This is a genomic window from Streptomyces abyssomicinicus (assembly GCF_008974245.1).
GTDB classification, from domain to species: Bacteria; Actinomycetota; Actinomycetes; order Streptomycetales; family Streptomycetaceae; genus Streptomyces; species Streptomyces abyssomicinicus.
The window spans coordinates 125972-144259 of record NZ_BBZI01000012.1; the positions used below are offsets into that span (position 1 = coordinate 125972).

The following is an 18288-nucleotide window of genomic DNA, read 5'->3' on the forward strand; positions in this document are numbered from 1 at the left end:
GGCACAGAGCCGAGCACGGGGGCTGCCCTCGGGCAGCCCCCGTGCTTCGGCATATGAAGGTGGATCATGGCCGAGGTGCGGGTAGGGTCCGTGACATAACTGTGCTTCAGCTTGCTTCAGCCGCGCGGCGTCGACGCGGACGCAGCGCGGAAGCCGTGTTCTTCGGAAGGAAATGCGTGGAAGCCAACACTCGTGACACCGGGCGACTGCCGGCCGCCTTCCTGACCCCGGGATCCTCCTCGTTCATGGACTTCCTGGCCGGACACCAGCCGGACATGCTGCCCGGCAACCGGCAGCTGCCGCCCACGCAGGGCGTCGTCGAGGCCCCGCACGGCACCACCATCGTGGCGGTGACGTTCCCGGGCGGCGTGGTCCTGGCCGGTGACCGGCGGGCCACCATGGGCAACGTGATCGCCCAGCGCGACATCGAGAAGGTGTTCCCGGCCGACGACTACTCCGCGGTGGGCATCGCGGGCACCGCCGGTCTGGCCGTGGAGATGGTGAAGCTGTTCCAGCTGGAGCTGGAGCACTTCGAGAAGGTCGAGGGCGCCCAGCTGTCCCTCGAGGGCAAGGCCAACCGGCTGTCGACGATGATCCGCTCCAACCTCGGCATGGCCATGCAGGGCCTGGCCGTGGTGCCGCTGTTCGCGGGGTACGACCTCGACCGCCGCAAGGGCCGCATCTTCTCCTACGACGTCACGGGCGGCCGCTCCGACGAGCAGGCGGGCTTCGCGGCCACGGGCTCCGGCTCGCTGTTCGCGCGCGGCTCGATGAAGAAGCTCTACCGCGAGGACCTGACGGAGGAGCAGGCCACCACCCTGGTCGTCCAGGCCCTGTACGACGCGGCCGACGACGACTCGGCGACGGGCGGCCCGGACATGGCCCGCCGGATCTTCCCGATCGTCACCGTGATCACCGAGGACGGGTTCCGCCGGCTGACGGAGGAGGAGTCGTCGGGGATCGCCCGCGCGGTCCTCGACCGCCGGCTCCAGGAGCCCGACGGTCCGCGTGCGGCGCTCCTCTGACGGCGCGTCGCGACCTCGTGGACCCGCGAGGACGATCCCTGTGACCTCTTCAGACCCTTCGACGGAATCGACGGAAAGGGACGGATAACCGGTGTCGACGCCGTTCTATGTCTCACCCCAGCAGGCGATGGCGGACCGGGCGGAATACGCCCGCAAGGGCATCGCGCGCGGCCGCAGTCTGGTCGTGCTGCAGTACGCCGACGGCATCGTCTTCGTCGGTGAGAACCCGTCCCGCGCGCTGCACAAGTTCAGCGAGATCTACGACCGCATCGGCTTCGCCGCGGCGGGCAAGTACAACGAGTACGAGAACCTGCGCATCGGCGGCGTCCGCTACGCGGACCTGCGCGGCTACACCTACGACCGGGGCGACGTGACCGCGCGCGGCCTGGCCAACGTGTACGCGCAGACGCTGGGCACCATCTTCTCCAGCGCGGGGGAGAAGCCCTACGAGGTCGAGCTGGTGGTCGCCGAGGTCGGGGAGACCCCCGAGGGCGACCAGATCTACCGGCTGCCGCACGACGGCTCCATCGTCGACGAGCACGGCTCGGTCGCGGTCGGCGGCAACGCCGAGCAGATCAGCTCCTACCTGGACCAGCGCCACCGGGAGGGCATGACCCTCGCCGAGGCGCTCAAGCTGGCCGTGCAGGCGCTCTCCCGGGACACCAGTGGCAGCGAGCGGGAGATCCCCGCGGAGCGCCTGGAGGTGGCCGTGCTGGACCGCACCCGGCCGCAGCGGCGGAAGTTCCGCCGGATCACCGGGCCGCGCCTGGAGCGTCTCCTCACCGCGGCCGGCGAGGGCGGCGTGACGGCCTCCGACGCCAAGAAGCCGGACGACGGGCCGGACGCGGAACCGGACTCCTCCGACAGCTGACAAGCCCCGGGGCCGCGGGGCGCGGCGGGTTCCCGCCCCGCCCCGCGCCTGTGCCGCGTGCGTACGGTTCGCCGTGCTCACGCGGCACAGTCGTGTCCGGGCACGGCCGTCCGGGCCCCGGCCGGGAAGGGCGGGCCGGCAGCGGTGGTGGGTCAGGCCCGGGGCGGGGGAGCGGTGGAGCCCCGGACCACCAGCTCGACCGGGATGTCACGGGTGACCGGGGCGCGGCCGTCGATCACCGCCAGCAGCGCCTCCATGCCGCGCTCGCCGGTCAGCTCCGCGTCCAGGCGGACGGTGGTGAGCTCCGGCTCCAGCGCCTTCGCGAGGACCTGGTCGTCGACGCCGGTGACCGAGATGTCCCGAGGGACCCGCAGCCCCAGCCGGCGGGCCGCCTTGTAGGCGCCCACGGCCAGCATGTCGTCGTCGCAGACCACCGCGGTCGGCCGGGGGCCCGGCACGGACAGGGCCGCCTCCACGGCGGCGCGTCCGCCGTCCGCCGTCACCGGCGAGGCGGCCGTGACCAGCGTGCCGTCCGGCACCCGCGCCAGCCGGGCCTCCAGCGCCCGGGCCCGCTGCTCGAAGGTCCACGAGGGCACGTCGGCCCGCAGGTGGAGGAACCGGCGGTGGCCCAGGCCCAGCAGGTGGCCGACGGCCTGGCGGACGCCGTCGGCGATGTCCAGGTTGACGGTGGCGGCGGCGCCCGGCGAGGCGTTGGGCTCGCTGTCCAGCATCACCAGCGGCAGACGGTCGCCGCGCAGCACGGTCAGCGCCCGGGCCGCCATCGACGACGCCAGCACGCCGTCCAGCGCGGCCGGGGCCGAGGCGAACGGGTCGCGCGCCGGGCCGACACCGGCGGGGGAGGGGTAGAGCACGATCGAGAAGCCGTGGGCCGCGGCCACCCGCGCCGCGCCGGTGTGCACCCCGGCGAAGAAGTGCGTGGTCAGTGAGGGGACCACCAGCAGCACCGTCCGGGTGCGGCCGGTGCGCAGGTTCCGGGCCGCGAGGTTGGGCCGGTAGCCCAGGCTGCGCGCGGCCTCCCTGACCCGTTCCGCGGTGGGGGCCGAGATGCGGCCCTGCCATTTGCCGCCCATGACGAGGGAGACGGAGGCCTGCGAGACACCGGCCTCGCGGGCCACGTCCCGGCTGGTGGGGCGGGTCTTGCCTGATGAGGGCATCGTCGGCGCGCTCTCCGTCTGGACTGAGGGTCAGCGAACATGCTACGTATGACGTTCACGTTATACGTAAAACGGAGGGCGCTGCATGTTCTCGCGGTACCTGGAGATCCTCAAGGCCCGGCATGCCGCTCGTCTTCTGACGGGGACGCTCGTGGGCCGGCTGCCCAACGCCACCTCGGCCATCGCCATCGTGCTGTTCGTCAGAGCCGAGGGCGGCTCCTACAGCCTGGCCGGTGTGCTGGCCGCGGTGTACGGCGTCGCCAACGCCGTCGGCCAGCCCGTGCTGGGCCGGCTGGTCGACCTGCACGGCCAGCCGCGCGTGCAGCTGCCCGCCGCCGTGCTGGCCGCGGCCGCCATGGCCGTCTTCGCCCTCACCGGCATCGACCCGCTGCCCGTCGCCTGCCTGGCCACCGCGGCCGCCGGCCTGTTCACCCCGCCGCTGGAGGGCGGCCTGCGCGCGCTGTGGCCGTCGGTGCTGCGGCGCGAGGACCAGATTCACACCGCCTACGCCATGGACGCGGTGGCCCAGGAGGTCATGTTCACCGTCGGCCCGCTGCTGGTGTCGCTCTTCGTCGCCGTCTGGTCGCCGACGGCGGCCCTGCTGGCGCTCAACGCGATCGGGGTCCTCGGCGCCCTCTCGGTGGCCGTCTCGCCGCCGGCGAAGGCCTGGCGGTCCGCGCCCCGCGAGGCGCACTGGCTGGGCGCGCTGCGCTCCGGCGGCCTGCTGGTCCTGCTGGGCGCGCTGTTCTTCGTCGGCATAGCCCTCGGCTCCATCACCGTCGCGGCGACCGCCTACGCCGACGGCACCGGCGGCGGCGACTCCGTGTACGCCGCCCTGCTCGCCGCCCTGGGGTTCGGCGCCCTGATCGGCGGCGGGGTGTACGGGGCCCGCGAATGGGCCGGGCCGCCCGAGCGGCGCCTGAAGGCGCTGGTCGCCCTGCTGGCGCTCGGCTACGCCCCGCTGGTCACCATGCCCGGTCCCGCGCCGATGACCCTGCTGGCCGCGCTGGCGGGCGTCTTCCTGGCACCCACCATCGCCTGCGCCTTCGTCCTGGTGGACCGCCACGCCCCGCGCGGCACGGTCACCGAGGCGTTCTCCTGGCTGGTGACCACCTTCACCGTCGGCTCCTCGGTGGGCACCGGCGTCACCGGGCCGGTCCTCGAACTGCTCGGGCCCCGCGCCGGTTTCGCCGTCCCGGCCGCCGCCGGGACGGTGTCGCTGCTCGTGCTGCTCGCCTCCGGGGGAGTCCTGGCCGCCCCCCGAAATCTCGGCAGAGTCGCCGCCGGATCGGAAAATGATCCGAATCGGGCCGTCGAACCCCGTTTCAGCTCGGGTGATCGGGCGTAATGTTCAGACATGGACCGCCGCATTTTCGGGCTGGAGAACGAGTACGGCGTCACGTGCACGTTCAGGGGACAGCGCCGTCTGTCGCCTGACGAGGTGGCGCGGTACCTCTTCCGGCGTGTCGTGTCATGGGGCCGCAGCAGCAACGTGTTTCTGCGAAACGGCGCCCGCCTCTATCTCGACGTGGGTTCGCATCCGGAATACGCCACACCCGAATGCGACAACGTGACGGAGCTCGTCACCCACGACAAGGCCGGCGAGCGCATTCTCGAAGGACTTCTCGTCGACGCGGAACGCCGCCTGCACGAGGAGGGAATCGCGGGCGACGTCTATCTCTTCAAGAACAACACCGACTCGGCGGGGAACTCGTACGGCTGCCACGAGAACTACCTGGTGGCCCGGCACGGCGAGTTCTCCCGGCTGGCCGACATCCTCATCCCGTTCCTCGTCACCCGGCAGCTGCTGTGCGGGGCGGGCAAGGTCCTCCAGACCCCGCGCGGCGCGGTGTACTGCGTCAGCCAGCGGGCCGAGCACATCTGGGAGGGCGTCTCCTCGGCGACCACCCGCTCGAGACCCATCATCAACACCCGCGACGAGCCGCACGCGGACGCCGAGCGCTACCGCCGGCTCCACGTGATCGTCGGCGACTCCAACATGTCGGAGACGACCATGCTGCTCAAGGTCGGGGCCACCGACCTGGTGCTGCGCATGATCGAGGCCGGCACGGTGATGCGCGACCTCACCCTGGAGAACCCCATCCGGGCCATCCGCGAGGTCAGCCACGACATCACCGGGCGCCGCAAGGTACGCCTGGCCAGCGGCCGGGAGGCGTCGGCGCTGGAGGTCCAGCGCGAGTACTACGAGAAGGCCTGCGAGTTCGTCGACCGGCGCGGCATCCGCACCGGCGTCGTCGAGCAGGTCCTGGAGCTGTGGGGCCGCACCCTGGACGCGATCGAGGAGGAGGACCTGGACCGGGTCGCCACCGAGATCGACTGGGTGATCAAGTACAAGCTGCTGGAGCGCTACCGCGCCAAGCACAACATGACCATGTCGAACCCGCGGGTCGCCCAGATAGACCTCGCCTACCACGACATCCACCGCCGCCGCGGCCTCTACTACCTGCTGGAGCGCAGCGGCCAGGCCAAGCGGATCTGCAACGACGTCAAGATCTTCGAGGGCAAGTCGGTGCCGCCGCAGACCACGCGGGCCCGGCTGCGCGGAGACTTCATCAAGCGGGCGCAGGAGCAGCGCCGCGACTTCACGGTCGACTGGGTCCACCTGAAGCTCAACGACCAGGCCCAGCGCACGGTCCTGTGCAAGGACCCGTTCCGTTCGGTCGACGACCGGGTGGAGAAGCTCATCGCCGGCATGTAGCCGGCGCGGGGCGGCGCGCCGACGGCGCCGCGCGCGGGGGTCCGGAGCCGATCCGGGCCCCCGTCGCGCTTGTCGGGGGCGGCGGGGCGGGAAAGCCGTAGAGTGACGCGGGACGCCCACTCGAAGATCGACCGATAGAGGCCCCCATCGTGCGCCGACGCTCACTCCTTCTGGCCGTTCCCGCCGGACTGGCCACCCTCTCCGCCTGTGGATCCGACTCGCCGGACAAGGAGGCCGAGGCCACGGGCAGCCCGTCCCCCCAGTCGCCCAGCGCGCCCCCGCCGCCGAAGATCGTGGACGGACCGCTCCCCGAGATCACCGCCGGCAAGGAGTTCGGGCAGAAGCCGACGGTGGCCAAGGGCACCGGCACCCCCTCGAAGGATCTCGCGGTGCGCACGGTCATCGCCGGGAACGGCCGCACGGTCGCCGAGAACGACTTCATCCAGGCGCAGTACCTCGGCCAGAACTGGGCGAACGCCAAGGTCTTCGACAACTCCTACGACCGCAAGACCCCGATCGTCATCCAGCTCGCCCAGGGCAGCATCATCGACGGCTGGCGCTACGGCCTGTCCGGCAAGAAGGCCGGCAGCCGCGTGATGATGGCGGTCCCGCCCACCTGGGGCTACGGCGAGCAGGGCAACGCGCAGGCCGGCATCAAGGGCGACGACACCCTGGTGTTCGTGATCGACATCGAGAACACCTTCAACGCCCGCAGCTCCGCCGACGGCAAGGCGGTCGCCCAGGACTCCGCGCTGCCGAAGGTCGGCACCAACACCGACGGCAAGGCGCCTTCGCTGGAGATCCCCGAGACCGCGCCCCCGAAGGACCTCGTCTCCGAGTACGTCCTCGAGGGCGACGGCCCCACGGTCGAGCAGGACAGCACCGTGCTGGTGCAGTACAAGGGCGTGCTGTGGGCGGACGGCAAGGAGTTCGACTCCACCTACAGCCGCGGCCAGTTGACCTCGTTCTCGCTGCAGCAGGTCGTCCCGGGCTGGTCGCAGGGCCTGGCGGGCAAGAAGGTCGGCAGCCGCGTCCTGATCGTCATCCCGCCGAAGCTCGGCTACGGGGACAACCCGCCGCAGGGCAGCCCGATCAAGAAGGACTCGACGCTCGTCTTCACGGTGGACCTGCTGGCGAAGATGTGACCCCCGGGATGGGAGACTGACCCGGTTGCATCTTTTCGTCCATCAGCAGGAGACAGATTCGTGAGCAACGACAAGCCCGAGGTCGACTTCCCGGGCGGCGAGCCGCCGGCGGGCCTCGAGATCAAGGACATCTGGGAGGGCGACGGCGAGGTGGCCAAGGCCGGCGACATCGTCTCCGTCCACTACGTCGGCGTGGCCTTCTCCACCGGCGAGGAGTTCGACTCGTCGTTCAACCGCGGCACCCCCCTGCGCTTCCAGCTGGGCATCGGCCAGGTCATCAGCGGCTGGGACCAGGGCGTGCAGGGCATGAAGGTCGGCGGCCGCCGCCAGCTGATCATCCCGCCGCACCTGGCGTACGGCGACCGCGGCGCAGGCCGCGACATCGGCCCCGGCGAGACGCTGATCTTCGTCTGCGACCTGGTCTCGGTCTGACCCCGGGCCGGCCCCCGACGGCCGGCACACGGTCGGAAACGATCACCGCGGGCTCCCAGGGGTCCGTGCCCGCCCGGGCACGGACCCTCGGCTTTCCCCCCGGGCCCCCGGAGCGGTACGGTCGTCCGTCGGAAGTGACGAGGGAGAGGGCGTAGGGCGTCGATGGCGATTGCCAAGGCAGAGCGGCTGATGAACCTGGCACTGTGCCTGCTGGGCACCCGGCGGCCGCTCAGCAAGCGCGAGCTGCGCGCATCCCTGGAGGCCTACATGGAGGCCACCACCGACGAGTCGTTCAACCGCATGTTCGAGCGGGACAAGGACGACCTGCGGGAGCTCGGACTGGTCATCGAGACGGTCGAGAACCTCGACGGCGAGGTCGGCTACCTGGCCCGCCACGACTCCAACCAGCTGCCGCCCATCACCCTGGACGCCGAGGAGGCCGCCGCCCTGGGCCTGGCCGCCAGCGTCTGGCAGCAGGCCCGGCTCGCCGGGGCGGCCAGCGGCGCCCTGCAGAAGCTGCGCGCGGCCGGGCTGCCCGAGGACGTCGACCCGTACGCCACCCACGGCGCCCTCGAACCGCGCATCCCCGTCCACGAGGCCGCCTTCGAGCCGCTGATGCTCGCCTGCCGCGACCGCCGCCCGGTCGTCTTCGACTACCGCAAGGCCACCGCCGCCGCCCCCGAACCGCGCCAGGTCGAGCCCTGGGCGCTGGAGTGCTGGCGCGGCCACTGGTACCTGGCCGGCTGGGACCGCGACCGCGGCGCCGAGCGGGTCTTCCGGCTCTCCCGGATCACCGGCAAGGTCCGCACCCGCACCGGCGCCTTCACCGCCGAGGTCCCCGACGTGGTCCGGGTCCGTGAGACGGTCGCCCGCTGGGCCGGCGAGAGCGCCGAGCGCTCCGCCCTGATCCGGCTGCGCACCGGCTGCGGCTACCCGCTGCGCGCCCGCGCCACCGCCGTCCGGCCGCTCGGCGACGGCTGGGACGAGGTGGAGATCCCGTACGGCCACGGCCTCGACGCCCTGCTCGTCGAGTTCGGGCCCGACGTGGTGGCCGTGGAACCGGCCGAACTGCGGGCCGACGTGATCGACCGGCTGCGCGCCGTGGCCAAGGGCTGAGGGCTCCGGATGAGGGAAACGCCGGCAGCAGTGAGGGGAACGCCAGCATGACGACCAGCCGGGGCAACCGCCCCGCCAACGCCATCGACCAGACCCGGCGGATGCTCTCCCTGGTCACCTACCTCCGCGAGCGCCCCGGCGCCCGCGTCGCCGACGTGGCCCGGGCCTTCGGCATCACCGGGGACGAGCTGATCGCCGACCTGGAGCTGCTGCCCATGTGCGGCACCAGCTTCCGCGGCGGTGACCTGCTGGACATCGACACCGACGGCGAGCACATCTGGTGGCACAACCCCGCCGCGCTCTCCTCCGAGGCCGCCCAGCCGCTGCGCCTCGCCGCCGACGAGGCCACCGCGCTGCTGGTCGCCGCGCGTGCCGTGGCCACCCTGCCCGGCCTGCGCGAGGGCGACCGGCAGGCGCTGCTGCGCGCCACCGCCAAGGTGGAGACCGCGGCCGGTGAGACCGCCGAGGCCAGCTCCCGCCTGTCGGTGACCTTCGAGTCCGAGGGCGGCGTCTTCGCCGACGTCGACCGGGCCATCTCCGAGGGCCGCCGGCTGTGGATCCGCTACTGGTCGCCCGCCCGCGACGAGGTCAGCGAGCGGGAGATCGACCCGATCCGCCTGGTCAGCGTCGGCCACACCTACGTCGAGGCCTGGTGCCGCCGCTCCGAGGCGCGCCGCACCTTCCGCCTGGACCGGGTCGCCGAGATCCGCATCCTCGACGAGCCCTCCGAGCCGCCCCGGATCGAGCCGCGCGACCTGTCCGCCGGACTGGTGCAGCCCTCCGCCGACGACCCGGAGGTCGTGGTCGAGGTCGGCCCGGCCGGCCGCTGGGTGGCCGAGTACTACCCGCACGACGCCGCCGAGGAGCTCCCCGACGGCGGGCTGCGGATCACCATCCGCACCCCCGCCCCGGAGTCGCTGCGCCGCCTGGCGCTGCGGCTCGGCCCCGACGGGCGGATCGTCGCCCCCGCGGAACTCGCCGACAGCGCCCGCGGCGCCGCCCGCGAGGCGCTGGCCGCCTACGGGGAGGACGGTGACGGCCTGTTCGACGCCGCGGCCACCACCGGTCCCGCCGCCCCCGCGGACCCCGCCGGTGCGGGCGCCGCTCCCGCGGGCGCGTAGGCTCGCCCCATGTCCGGTGCCATGTTCTGGGCGATGCTCGCCGTCGCCCTCGGTTTCCTGGGGCTCGCCGTGCTCGGCGTGCTCGCCGTGCGGGTGTTCGTCGAGGCGCGGCGGCTGGGGATCCAGGTGGAGCGGTCGGCCCGGCGGATCGGCACCGCCGCCGCCGACCTCGAACAGGCCGCGGAGCGGACGGTTCGGGCCGCCGGGAGCCTGTGAAGCTCTCACCTGCGCGAAGTCCCCATCCGGTGAGCGCGGCAAGGCCTCGGAAGCAGGCGGAGCAAGGGTCCGGACCCTGTTCGAGCGGGCCCGGCGGCAGGTACGCTGCATCTTCGCGGGCCGGATATCGAGGCATCGGCTCGTGTGACCGGGAGTACGTCCGGGGGATGCCCATCGTTCATTCCCGGACGTTACGATCGCTGACGGAGGCCGGACCCATGTCCGCCCCGGAAGCACAACACCCCCCAGTGGCCTCGGTGAGAAGGTAAAGACTTATGGGACGGCTCGGACCTACCGAGATCATTCTGATCCTCGTCGTCATCCTGCTGCTGTTCGGCGCCAAGAAGCTTCCGGACATGGCTCGGTCCCTCGGCAAGTCCGCCCGCATCCTCAAGAGCGAGGCCAAGGCGATGAAGGAGGAGGGCAAGAAGGACGAGGCGGCTCCCGCCGGTCCGCCCGCCTCCGACGAGCCCGCGCCGCGTGTCATCCAGGCCGCCCCCGGTGACGTGACGAGCTCGCGCCCGGTCAACGAGCCGACCGACACGACCAAGCGCTGACCTCCAGGCCGGACTCCCCTCCGGCCTGCCCGCACGAGATGAGGATGTGGGTTGCTCACGTCTGCCCGCAAACAGGAGAAGGACCCTGAGGGGCGGATGCCCCTCATGGAGCACCTCCGGGAACTCCGCCGCCGGGTTTCCAAGGCGGTCGTCGCGATCGTCGTCGTGACCATCGGCGCGGTGTTCTTCAGCGAACAGCTGATGGACTTCCTCGCGGCTCCTGTGCCCATCTGCGAGGGCGGATTCGCGCAGAGCAAGGGCGGCAACTGCGCGGTGCTGTCCTTCAATACGCTCACGTCGCCCTTCACCGTGACGGTCAAGGTCAGCCTCATGGCCGGCCTGATCATCGCCAGCCCGGTCTGGCTGTACCAGTTGTGGGCCTTCGTCGCCCCGGGCCTGCACCAGCACGAGCGGAAGTACACCTACGCCTTCGTGGCCGCGGCCGTGCCGCTGTTCGTCGGCGGGGCCGCCCTCGCGTACGTGGTGCTCCCGGTGAGCGTCCAGGTGCTGCTGAGCCTCACGCCCGACGTGGCGTCCAACATGCTCACCCTGGACGACGTCCTGGACTTCACCGTCCGCATGGTGCTGATCTTCGGTCTGGCCTTCGAGCTCCCGCTGCTGCTGATCATGCTCAACATGGTGGGCGTGGTGACAGGCAAGCGGATGGCGAGCTGGTGGCGCGGCGTGGTCATGGGTGTCTTCGTCTTCGGCGCCGTCGCCACCCCCACCACCGACCCGGTCGGCATGATCGCGCTGTCCGGTCCGATCGTGGTGCTGTTCTTCCTCGCCGTGGGCTTCTCGATCCTCAACGACAAGCGGCGCGCCCGGAAGAACAAGGACACCGCCCTGTCCGACGACGAGGCGTCCGAGGTGGATCTGACGCCGGAGTCGATCGAGGAGGTCGAGCCGGTCGCCACCGCGCCGATGCTCCCCGAGCAGGCCGACGGCGGGCGCACCGACCGGCAGGGCCGGATCAACGGTTACGACGACGTGACCTGACCGGGCTCCCCTCCGGCGCGCGGACCTCGTAAGGTGCGGCCGTGACCAGCGAAATCGCGCTTTTCGTCAACCCCACCGCGGGACGCGGCCGGGGCGCCCACGCGGCGCAGCCGGCCGCGTCGGCGTTGCGGGCCGCGGGCTTCTCCGTGCGGACCGTCCTCGGCCTGGACGCCGACGACGCGCTGGCCCGGGCCCGCCAGGCCGTCGCGGACGGCACCGGGGCGCTGGTCGCGGTCGGCGGCGACGGCCTGGTGCACCTGGCGCTCCAGGCGGTGGCGGGCACCGACACCCCCCTCGGGGTGGTCGCCGTCGGCACCGGAAACGACTTCGCGGGCACGCTCGGCCTCCCGGTGCGCGACCCGGCCGCCGCGGCCGGGCGGATCGCCGCCGCGCTGAAGGAGGCGCGGCCGGCCGCGATCGACCTGGGCCGGGTGAACGGGCGCTGGTTCGGCACCGTGATCGCCACCGGGTTCGACTCCCGGGTCAACGACCGGGGCAACCGCATGAGACTGCCGGTCGGCCGGTTCCGGTACGACCTGGCGATCGTGGCGGAACTGGCGGCGTTCCGGCCCCTGAGCTACCGGCTCACCCTGGACGGTGGCGAGACCCGCGAGGTCGAGGCGACCCTGATCGCCGTCGGCAACGGGTCCTCCTACGGCGGCGGCATGCGCATCTGCCCCGGCGCGGACCTGCGGGACGGCCTGTTCGACGTGACCGTCGTCGGTGGGTGCAGCCGGGCCACGCTGCTCAAGGTCTTCCCGCGCGTCTACAAGGGCACGCACGTCGACCACCCGGTGGTGACCACCTACCGGGCGTCGCGGGTGGAGCTGGTGGCGGAGGACCTGACCGCCTACGTCGACGGGGAGCGGCTGGGCCCGCTGCCGATCACCGCGGAGTGCGTCCGCGGCGCGGTGCGGGTGGCGGGAGCCGGCTGACGGCGGGCGCCCGCAAAAGATCGTTCGGTTGTCGGCGGCGACGGGTACGCTCGAACGTACGATGACAGAGGATCTCTCTCCCGCCGAGCGGTACGCGGCAGCCCGCAGGCGCGCCGCGGAGCAGGCCACCGCGCTCGGCCCGTTCCGCGAGATGTACGACTTCGGCCTCGATCCGTTCCAGATAGAGGCGTGCAAGGCCCTGGAGGCCGGCAAGGGCGTGCTCGTGGCCGCCCCCACCGGCTCCGGCAAGACGATCGTCGGTGAGTTCGCCGTCCACCTGGCCCTGAACCAGGGCAAGAAGTGCTTCTACACCACGCCCATCAAGGCGCTCTCCAACCAGAAGTACGCCGACCTGTGCCGCCGGTACGGCGCCGACAAGGTCGGCCTGCTCACCGGTGACAACAGCGTGAACTCCGACGCCCCCGTGGTCGTGATGACCACCGAGGTGCTGCGGAACATGCTGTACGCCGGCTCGCAGACGCTGCTGGGCCTCGGCTACGTGGTGATGGACGAGGTGCACTACCTCTCCGACCGCTTCCGCGGCGCCGTCTGGGAGGAAGTGATCATCCACCTCCCGGAGTCCGTCACCCTGGTCTCCCTCTCCGCGACCGTCTCCAACGCCGAGGAGTTCGGCGACTGGCTCGACACCGTCCGCGGCGACACCGAGGTGATCGTCTCCGAGCACCGCCCGGTGCCGCTCTTCCAGCACGTGCTGGCCGGACGCCGGATGTACGACCTGTTCGAGGAGGCCGAGGGGCAGCGGAAGGCCGTCAACCCGGACCTCACCCGGATGGCCCGGCTGGAGGCCAGCCGCCCCTCCTACCAGGAGCGCCGCCGCGGCAAGATGATGCGCGAGGCCGACCGGGAGCGGGAGCGCCGCCAGCGTTCGCGGGTCTGGACGCCCAGCCGCGCCGAGGTGATCGAGCGGCTCGACGCCGAGGGCCTGCTGCCCGCGATCACCTTCATCTTCAGCAGGGCCGGCTGCGAGGCCGCCGTCCAGCAGTGCCTCTACGCCGGCCTGCGGCTCAACGACGACGCGGCCCGCCAGAGGGTGCGCGACCTCGTCGAGGAGCGCACCGCCTCCATCCCCGCGGAGGACCTGCACGTCCTCGGCTACTACGAGTGGCTGGAAGGCCTCGAGCGGGGCATCGCCGCCCACCACGCGGGCATGCTGCCGACCTTCAAGGAGGTCGTCGAGGAGCTCTTCGTCCGCGGCCTGGTCAAGGCGGTCTTCGCCACCGAGACGCTGGCGCTGGGCATCAACATGCCCGCCCGCTCCGTGGTGCTGGAGAAGCTCGTCAAGTGGAACGGCGAGACCCACGCCGACATCACCCCCGGCGAGTACACCCAGCTCACCGGCCGGGCCGGCCGCCGCGGCATCGACGTCGAGGGCCACGCGGTGGTGCTGTGGCAGCGGGCGATGAACCCCGAGCACCTGGCCGGTCTCGCGGGCACCCGCACCTATCCGCTGCGGTCCAGCTTCAAGCCGTCGTACAACATGGCGGTCAATCTGGTCGAGCAGTTCGGGCGGCACCGCTCGCGCGAGCTGCTGGAGACCTCGTTCGCCCAGTTCCAGGCCGACAAGTCGGTGGTCGGGATCTCCCGGCAGGTGCAGAAGAACGAGGAGGGTCTGGCCGGCTACAAGGAGGCCATGACCTGCCACCTGGGCGACTTCGACGAGTACGCCCGGCTGCGCCGCGAACTCAAGGACCGGGAGAACGAGCTGGCCCGGCAGGGCGCCCACGTGCGCCGCGCCGAGGCCGCCGCCTCCCTGGAGCGGCTGAAGCCCGGCGACATCATCCACGTGCCGACCGGCAAGTACGCCGGGCTCGCGCTGGTCCTCGACCCGGGCCTGTCCGCCGGGCGGACCGACGGCCACCGCGGCTTCGACCGCCACGACGGGCCCCGGCCCCTGGTGCTCACCGCCGAGCGCCAGGTGAAGCGCCTCGCCGAGATGGACTTCCCGGTGCCGGTGGAGCCGCTGGACCGCATGCGGATCCCCCGGTCGTTCAACGCGCGCTCCCCGCAGTCCCGCCGCGACCTGGCCTCCGCGCTGCGCACCAAGGCCGGCCACATCGCGCCCGAGCGGCACCGCAAGCGCCGCGCCGAGGCCGCCGACGACCGGGAGATCAAGCGGCTGCGCACCGCCCTGCGGGCCCACCCCTGCCACGGCTGCGACGACCGCGAGGACCACGCCCGGTGGGCCGAGCGGTACCACCGGCTGATGCGCGACACCTCGCAGCTGGAGCGGCGCATCGACGGGCGGACCAACACCATCGCCCGGACCTTCGACCGCATCGTGGCCCTGCTGACCGAGCTGGACTACCTGCGCGGCAACGAGGTCACCGAGCACGGCAAGCGGCTGGCCCGCCTCTACGGCGAACTGGACCTGCTGTCCAGCGAGTGCCTGCGGGCCGGCGTCTGGGAGGGGCTGAACCCCGCCGAGCTGGCGGCCTGCGTCTCGGCGCTGGTCTTCGAGTCCCGCGCCGGGGACGACGCCCTCGCGCCCAAGGTGCCCTCCGGCAAGGCCAAGGCCGCGCTGGACGAGACGGTCCGCATCTGGGGCCGGCTGGACGCGATGGAGGAGGAGTTCCGCATCCGGCAGACCGAGGGCGTGGGCCAGCGGCAGCCGGACCTCGGCTTCGCCTGGGCGGCCTACATGTGGGCCTCCGACAAGGGGCTGGACGAGGTGCTGCGGGAGGCCGAGATGCCGGCCGGTGACTTCGTCCGCTGGTGCAAGCAGGTCATCGACGTACTCGGCCAGATCGCCGCGGCGGCACCCTCCGAGGGGTCCACCGTGCCGAGGACGGCGCGCAAGGCCGTCGACGCGCTGCTGCGGGGCGTGGTCGCCTACTCCTCGGTGGGGTAGCGGCGGCGCGGTCGCGAGGGCGCGGGCCTAGGAGGGGAAGGCCTCCAGCCCGCGCCCGCTGCGGAACTCGTGCCGCCTGCCGGTCACCGGGTCGGCGAAGCGCAGGAGGCGGGCCAGCAGCTGGAGCGGCCGGGAGAAGTCGCCCGGGGCGGCGGGCGGGGCCACCTCGGGGTAGAGCGGGTCACCGAGGATCGGCACGCCCAGCGAGCACAGGTGGACGCGCAGCTGGTGCGTCTGCCCCGTCTCCGGCAGCAGCCGGTAGTGGCCCAGACCGCCGCGCCACCGGATCAGCTCGATCCGGCTCACGGCGTTGGGTTCGCCCTCGGCCTCGCGGGCGGTCAGCGACCCGCGCTCCTTCACCAGGCGGCTGCGCACCACCCGGGGCAGCTCCAGCGCGGGGTCGTGCGGGGCGACCGCCTCGTACTCCTTGGTGATGCGCCGGTCCCGGAAGAGCGTCTGGTACGCGCCGCGCTCCTCGGGACGCACCGTGAAGAGGACCAGGCCCGCGGTCAGCCGGTCGAGCCGGTGCGCCGCGGTCAGGGCGGGGATGCCGAGGTCCCGCCGCAGCCGGGCCAGCGCCGTCTCGGCGACATGGCGGCCGCGGGGGGTGGTCGCCAGGAAGTGCGGCTTGTCGGCGACCACGATGTGCTCGTCCTGGTACACGACCTCCACCGGGAACGGCACCGGCTCCTCGGCGGGCAGCTCACGGTGGAACCAGACGTGCAGTCCGGCCCGGTAGGGGGTCCGAGGGTCGACGGGGCGGCCGTCCGCGCCGACGATCGCCCCGGCGGCGAACATCGCGTCGATCACCCCGGGCCCGGCCGCCAAGCGCGCCCTCAGGTGCTCGCCCACCGTCGCCCCGGGGCCGCCGGCGGGCAGACGGACGCGCACCGGATCGACCCCGTCGCGCTGCGGCAGCGGGGAGGGCGGGGCGGAGCTTCTGCGGGTCATCGGCGCTGCGGGTGCTCGGCGCCGGTGCCGGCGTTGACGTCGGCACCGGCGGTGCGGGTGGTGCGGTCGGGGCGGACGGTGCCGGCGGCGCGGACGCCTGCGGTGCGGATGCGGCGTGCGCCGCCGGCGGTGCGCAGGGCGGGGACGGTGCGGGCGGTCACCCGGTCGGGTCCGTCACGCGGCGGCCGGGGAGAGGGCGCGCGCGGCGGGCGCCGGCGAGCCGGGGGCCGCGGGGGCCGCGCCCTCCTGCTCGGCCTCGACGGCGGCGTTCCACTCCGGCTTGGCCGCCTGCCAGCGGTCCTCGGTGTGGCCCAGACGCCAGTAGCCGGAGACCGACAGGTCCTCGCGGGGGACCTGCCGCTCCAGCCGGAGCATCCGGCGCAGCTCCCGCACGAAGGCCGCCTCGCCGTGCACGAACGCGTGCACCCGGCCCTCGGGCCACTCCAGCGACGCGACGGCCTCCACCAGCAGGGAGCCCACCGGGGCGTCACCACGGTGCAGCCAGACGATCTCCGCGTCGGTGTCGATCTTCACCTCGTCCTCGGGCCCGGAGACCTCGACGAAGGCCCGCACCTCGGCGCCCGCGGGCAGCGCCTCCAGGGCCGCCGAGATCGCCGGCAGGGCGCTCTCGTCACCGACCAGCAGGTGCCAGTCCGCCGACGGATCCGGGGCGTAGGCGCCGCCCGGGCCCAGCATCCTCAGCGTGTCGCCGGGCTGCGCGCGCAGCGCCCAGGGGCCGGCCAGGCCCTCGTCGCCGTGGACCACGAAGTCGACGGTCAGCTCGCGCAGCTCCGGGTCCCAGGTACGGACCGTGTAGGTGCGGGTGACCGGCCACTGCTCGCGGGGGAACTCCTCGCGGACGCGGGCCATGCTGAACGGCTCGGGGTACTCGACGCCCTCGGCGGGGAACACCAGCTTGACGTAGTGGTCCGTGCGGGTCCCCGCCTCGAAGCCGGCCAGACCCTCACCGCCGAAGACCACCCGCTGCATGTGCGGCGTGAGCCGCTGGGTGCGGATCACCCGTCCGAGGTGCGGCTGCGGCGGGCTCTTGCGGACCGGGCGCGCTGTCATGAGGCCTCCCTGCTAGTTAGCTTAGGCTCCCCTAAGCTAACACCGAATCGGCGGCCGTGACTTTGCTCGGGTGGCATGTCCGGTGGCATTTTGTGGCCGAGGGTCCTTGTGGCCACGGGGCCGCGCCGGCCCTCGTCCGTCAGCCCTCCAGGGTGGTCAGGAGACGCTGGAGCGAACCGCCCAGGTTCCAGCGCGCGGCCAGGGCCCGGACCGTCTCCGGGTCGCGCGGCGCCTTCGGCAGCGTGGTGCCGACCTCGGGGAGCGGCACGTCCGAGGCGACCCGCACCACCTTCGGGGCGACCGCCAGGTACGGCCGGGACTCGTCCAGCCGGCGGCGCTGCGCCGGGGTGAGGCCGGAGGCGGGGTCGTCCACCGCGGCCATGATCCCAGCCAGGTCCCCGAACCTCTCCAGCAGCTTGGCGGCCGTCTTCTCGCCGACGCCCGGCACGCCGGGCAGGCCGTCGCTCGGGTCGCCGCGCAGCAGCGCCAGGTCGGCGTACCCGCTGCCGTCCACCCCGTACTTCTCGCGCAGGGCCGCCTCGTCCATGATCTGCGGGTTGCCGACGCCCTTCACCGGATAGAGCACCCGCACCCCGCGGGCGTCGTCGACCAGCTGGAAGAGGTCGCGGTCCCCGGTCACGATGTCCACCGCGCCGGTCGCGCGGGCCGTGAAGGTGCCGATCACGTCGTCCGCCTCGTAGCCGGCCACGCCCACCCGGGCGATGCCCAGCGCGTCCAGCACGGCCTCGATCACCGGGACCTGCGGCGAGAGGGTGTCCGGGACCTCCTCGGCGTCCGGGCCCCCGGTCCGCTCCTCGGCCACCCGGTGGGCCTTGTAGGAGGGGATCAGCTCCACCCGCCAGGCCGGCCGCCAGTCCGCGTCCATGCACGCCACCAGCGCGTCGGGGCGGTGGTCCTTGACCAGGCGGTCGATGAAGTCGAGGAGGCCGCGCACGGCGTTCACCGGCATGCCGTCCGGCGCCTTCACCGATTCGGGCATGCCGAAGTAGGCACGGAAATAGAGGGAAGCGGTGTCGAGAAGCATCAGTCGTCCGGTCACGCCTCGCCATCTTGCCGTACCCGTGG

At 72.8% G+C, this 18288-nt stretch carries 18 protein-coding genes; 13 read left to right on the forward strand and 5 right to left on the reverse strand.

Annotation, left to right across the window (positions count from 1 at the left end; translation table 11 throughout):
• Positions 1–176: 176 nt before the first annotated feature.
• Both prcB and prcA read left to right on the forward strand, forming a co-directional pair.
• Positions 177–1025 carry a proteasome subunit beta gene (gene prcB / locus GBN72_RS27840; protein WP_151774708.1) on the forward strand — a complete coding sequence of 283 codons (849 nt, stop codon included), beginning with the start codon at positions 177–179 and terminating at the stop codon, positions 1023–1025.
• A gap of 91 nt (positions 1026–1116) precedes the next feature.
• Positions 1117–1896, forward strand: coding sequence for a proteasome subunit alpha (prcA, locus tag GBN72_RS27845; RefSeq protein ID WP_151774709.1), 780 nt, complete (start codon positions 1117–1119; stop codon positions 1894–1896).
• Between the two features lie 152 nt (positions 1897–2048).
• Here the strand turns inward: prcA and GBN72_RS27850 are convergent, their stop codons facing one another.
• Entirely contained in the window at positions 2049–3071 is a 1023-nt protein-coding gene (locus tag GBN72_RS27850; protein WP_151774710.1) for a LacI family DNA-binding transcriptional regulator, read from the reverse strand.
• A gap of 85 nt (positions 3072–3156) precedes the next feature.
• On the opposite strand from GBN72_RS27850, the gene GBN72_RS27855 reads away from it, so the two are divergent.
• From GBN72_RS27855 to GBN72_RS27905, 11 genes are all read left to right on the forward strand, one after another.
• Positions 3157–4419 (forward strand): MFS transporter, encoded by a 1263-nt coding sequence (locus GBN72_RS27855; protein WP_151774711.1) that lies wholly within the window; start codon positions 3157–3159, stop codon positions 4417–4419.
• Between the two features lie 9 nt (positions 4420–4428).
• Positions 4429–5790: a Pup--protein ligase gene (gene pafA, locus GBN72_RS27860; RefSeq protein ID WP_151774712.1), complete on the forward strand. Its 1362-nt coding sequence runs from the start codon at positions 4429–4431 to the stop codon at positions 5788–5790.
• A 149-nt stretch (positions 5791–5939) separates the two neighbouring features.
• Entirely contained in the window at positions 5940–6935 is a 996-nt protein-coding gene (locus tag GBN72_RS27865; RefSeq protein ID WP_151774713.1) for an FKBP-type peptidyl-prolyl cis-trans isomerase, read from the forward strand.
• A gap of 60 nt (positions 6936–6995) precedes the next feature.
• Positions 6996–7367 carry an FKBP-type peptidyl-prolyl cis-trans isomerase gene (locus GBN72_RS27870; RefSeq protein ID WP_151774714.1) on the forward strand — a complete coding sequence of 124 codons (372 nt, stop codon included), beginning with the start codon at positions 6996–6998 and terminating at the stop codon, positions 7365–7367.
• A 162-nt stretch (positions 7368–7529) separates the two neighbouring features.
• Entirely contained in the window at positions 7530–8483 is a 954-nt protein-coding gene (locus GBN72_RS27875) for a helix-turn-helix transcriptional regulator (protein ID WP_151774715.1), read from the forward strand.
• A 47-nt stretch (positions 8484–8530) separates the two neighbouring features.
• Positions 8531–9604 carry a helix-turn-helix transcriptional regulator gene (locus GBN72_RS27880; protein ID WP_151774716.1) on the forward strand — a complete coding sequence of 358 codons (1074 nt, stop codon included), beginning with the start codon at positions 8531–8533 and terminating at the stop codon, positions 9602–9604.
• 21 nt (positions 9605–9625) lie between these two features.
• Positions 9626–9820, forward strand: a complete 195-nt coding sequence (locus GBN72_RS27885; RefSeq protein ID WP_151774958.1) for a hypothetical protein — start codon at positions 9626–9628, stop codon at positions 9818–9820.
• A 275-nt stretch (positions 9821–10095) separates the two neighbouring features.
• A complete protein-coding gene (gene tatA / locus GBN72_RS27890; RefSeq protein ID WP_151774717.1) occupies positions 10096–10377 on the forward strand; it encodes a Sec-independent protein translocase subunit TatA in 282 nt (93 codons plus the stop codon).
• 96 nt (positions 10378–10473) lie between these two features.
• Positions 10474–11376, forward strand: a complete 903-nt coding sequence (tatC, locus tag GBN72_RS27895) for a twin-arginine translocase subunit TatC (RefSeq protein WP_151774718.1) — start codon at positions 10474–10476, stop codon at positions 11374–11376.
• A 41-nt stretch (positions 11377–11417) separates the two neighbouring features.
• A complete protein-coding gene (locus GBN72_RS27900) occupies positions 11418–12311 on the forward strand; it encodes a diacylglycerol kinase (RefSeq protein WP_151774719.1) in 894 nt (297 codons plus the stop codon).
• Positions 12312–12372: 61 nt separating this feature from the next.
• Positions 12373–15180 carry a DEAD/DEAH box helicase gene (locus GBN72_RS27905; protein WP_151774720.1) on the forward strand — a complete coding sequence of 936 codons (2808 nt, stop codon included), beginning with the start codon at positions 12373–12375 and terminating at the stop codon, positions 15178–15180.
• A gap of 27 nt (positions 15181–15207) precedes the next feature.
• Here GBN72_RS27905 and GBN72_RS27910 read toward each other — a convergent pair whose 3' ends face one another.
• From GBN72_RS27910 to GBN72_RS27920, 4 genes are all read right to left on the reverse strand, one after another.
• On the reverse strand, positions 15208–16131 hold the full coding sequence (locus GBN72_RS27910; protein ID WP_151774721.1) for an RluA family pseudouridine synthase: 924 nt from the start codon (positions 16129–16131) through the stop codon (positions 15208–15210).
• Positions 16128–16292, reverse strand: coding sequence for a hypothetical protein (locus GBN72_RS34335; RefSeq protein WP_164540916.1), 165 nt, complete (start codon positions 16290–16292; stop codon positions 16128–16130). The genes GBN72_RS27910 and GBN72_RS34335 overlap by 4 nt, the downstream gene beginning before the upstream one ends.
• Before the next feature lie 13 nt (positions 16293–16305).
• Positions 16306–17202 (reverse strand): siderophore-interacting protein, encoded by an 897-nt coding sequence (locus GBN72_RS27915; RefSeq protein WP_151774722.1) that lies wholly within the window; start codon positions 17200–17202, stop codon positions 16306–16308.
• A gap of 139 nt (positions 17203–17341) precedes the next feature.
• Positions 17342–18247 (reverse strand): 5'-3' exonuclease, encoded by a 906-nt coding sequence (locus GBN72_RS27920; protein WP_151774959.1) that lies wholly within the window; start codon positions 18245–18247, stop codon positions 17342–17344.
• Between the last annotated feature and the right edge of the window lie 41 nt (positions 18248–18288).

Bases quoted from the DNA above. Each gene is read 5' to 3' on its own strand.
- GBN72_RS27850 (WP_151774710.1), bottom strand. From the start codon at position 3,071: ATGCCCTCATCAGGCAAGACCCGCCCCACCAGCCGGGACGTGGCCCGC.
- GBN72_RS27855 (WP_151774711.1), top strand. From the start codon at position 3,157: ATGTTCTCGCGGTACCTGGAGATCCTCAAGGCCCGGCATGCCGCTCGT.
- pafA (WP_151774712.1), top strand. From the start codon at position 4,429: ATGGACCGCCGCATTTTCGGGCTGGAGAACGAGTACGGCGTCACGTGC.
- GBN72_RS27875 (WP_151774715.1), top strand. From the start codon at position 7,530: ATGGCGATTGCCAAGGCAGAGCGGCTGATGAACCTGGCACTGTGCCTG.
- GBN72_RS27880 (WP_151774716.1), top strand. From the start codon at position 8,531: ATGACGACCAGCCGGGGCAACCGCCCCGCCAACGCCATCGACCAGACC.
- GBN72_RS27885 (WP_151774958.1), top strand. From the start codon at position 9,626: ATGTTCTGGGCGATGCTCGCCGTCGCCCTCGGTTTCCTGGGGCTCGCC.
- tatA (WP_151774717.1), top strand. From the start codon at position 10,096: ATGGGACGGCTCGGACCTACCGAGATCATTCTGATCCTCGTCGTCATC.
- tatC (WP_151774718.1), top strand. From the start codon at position 10,474: ATGCCCCTCATGGAGCACCTCCGGGAACTCCGCCGCCGGGTTTCCAAG.
- GBN72_RS27905 (WP_151774720.1), top strand. From the start codon at position 12,373: ATGACAGAGGATCTCTCTCCCGCCGAGCGGTACGCGGCAGCCCGCAGG.
- GBN72_RS27910 (WP_151774721.1), bottom strand. From the start codon at position 16,131: ATGACCCGCAGAAGCTCCGCCCCGCCCTCCCCGCTGCCGCAGCGCGAC.
- GBN72_RS27915 (WP_151774722.1), bottom strand. From the start codon at position 17,202: ATGACAGCGCGCCCGGTCCGCAAGAGCCCGCCGCAGCCGCACCTCGGA.
- GBN72_RS27920 (WP_151774959.1), bottom strand. From the start codon at position 18,247: ATGCTTCTCGACACCGCTTCCCTCTATTTCCGTGCCTACTTCGGCATG.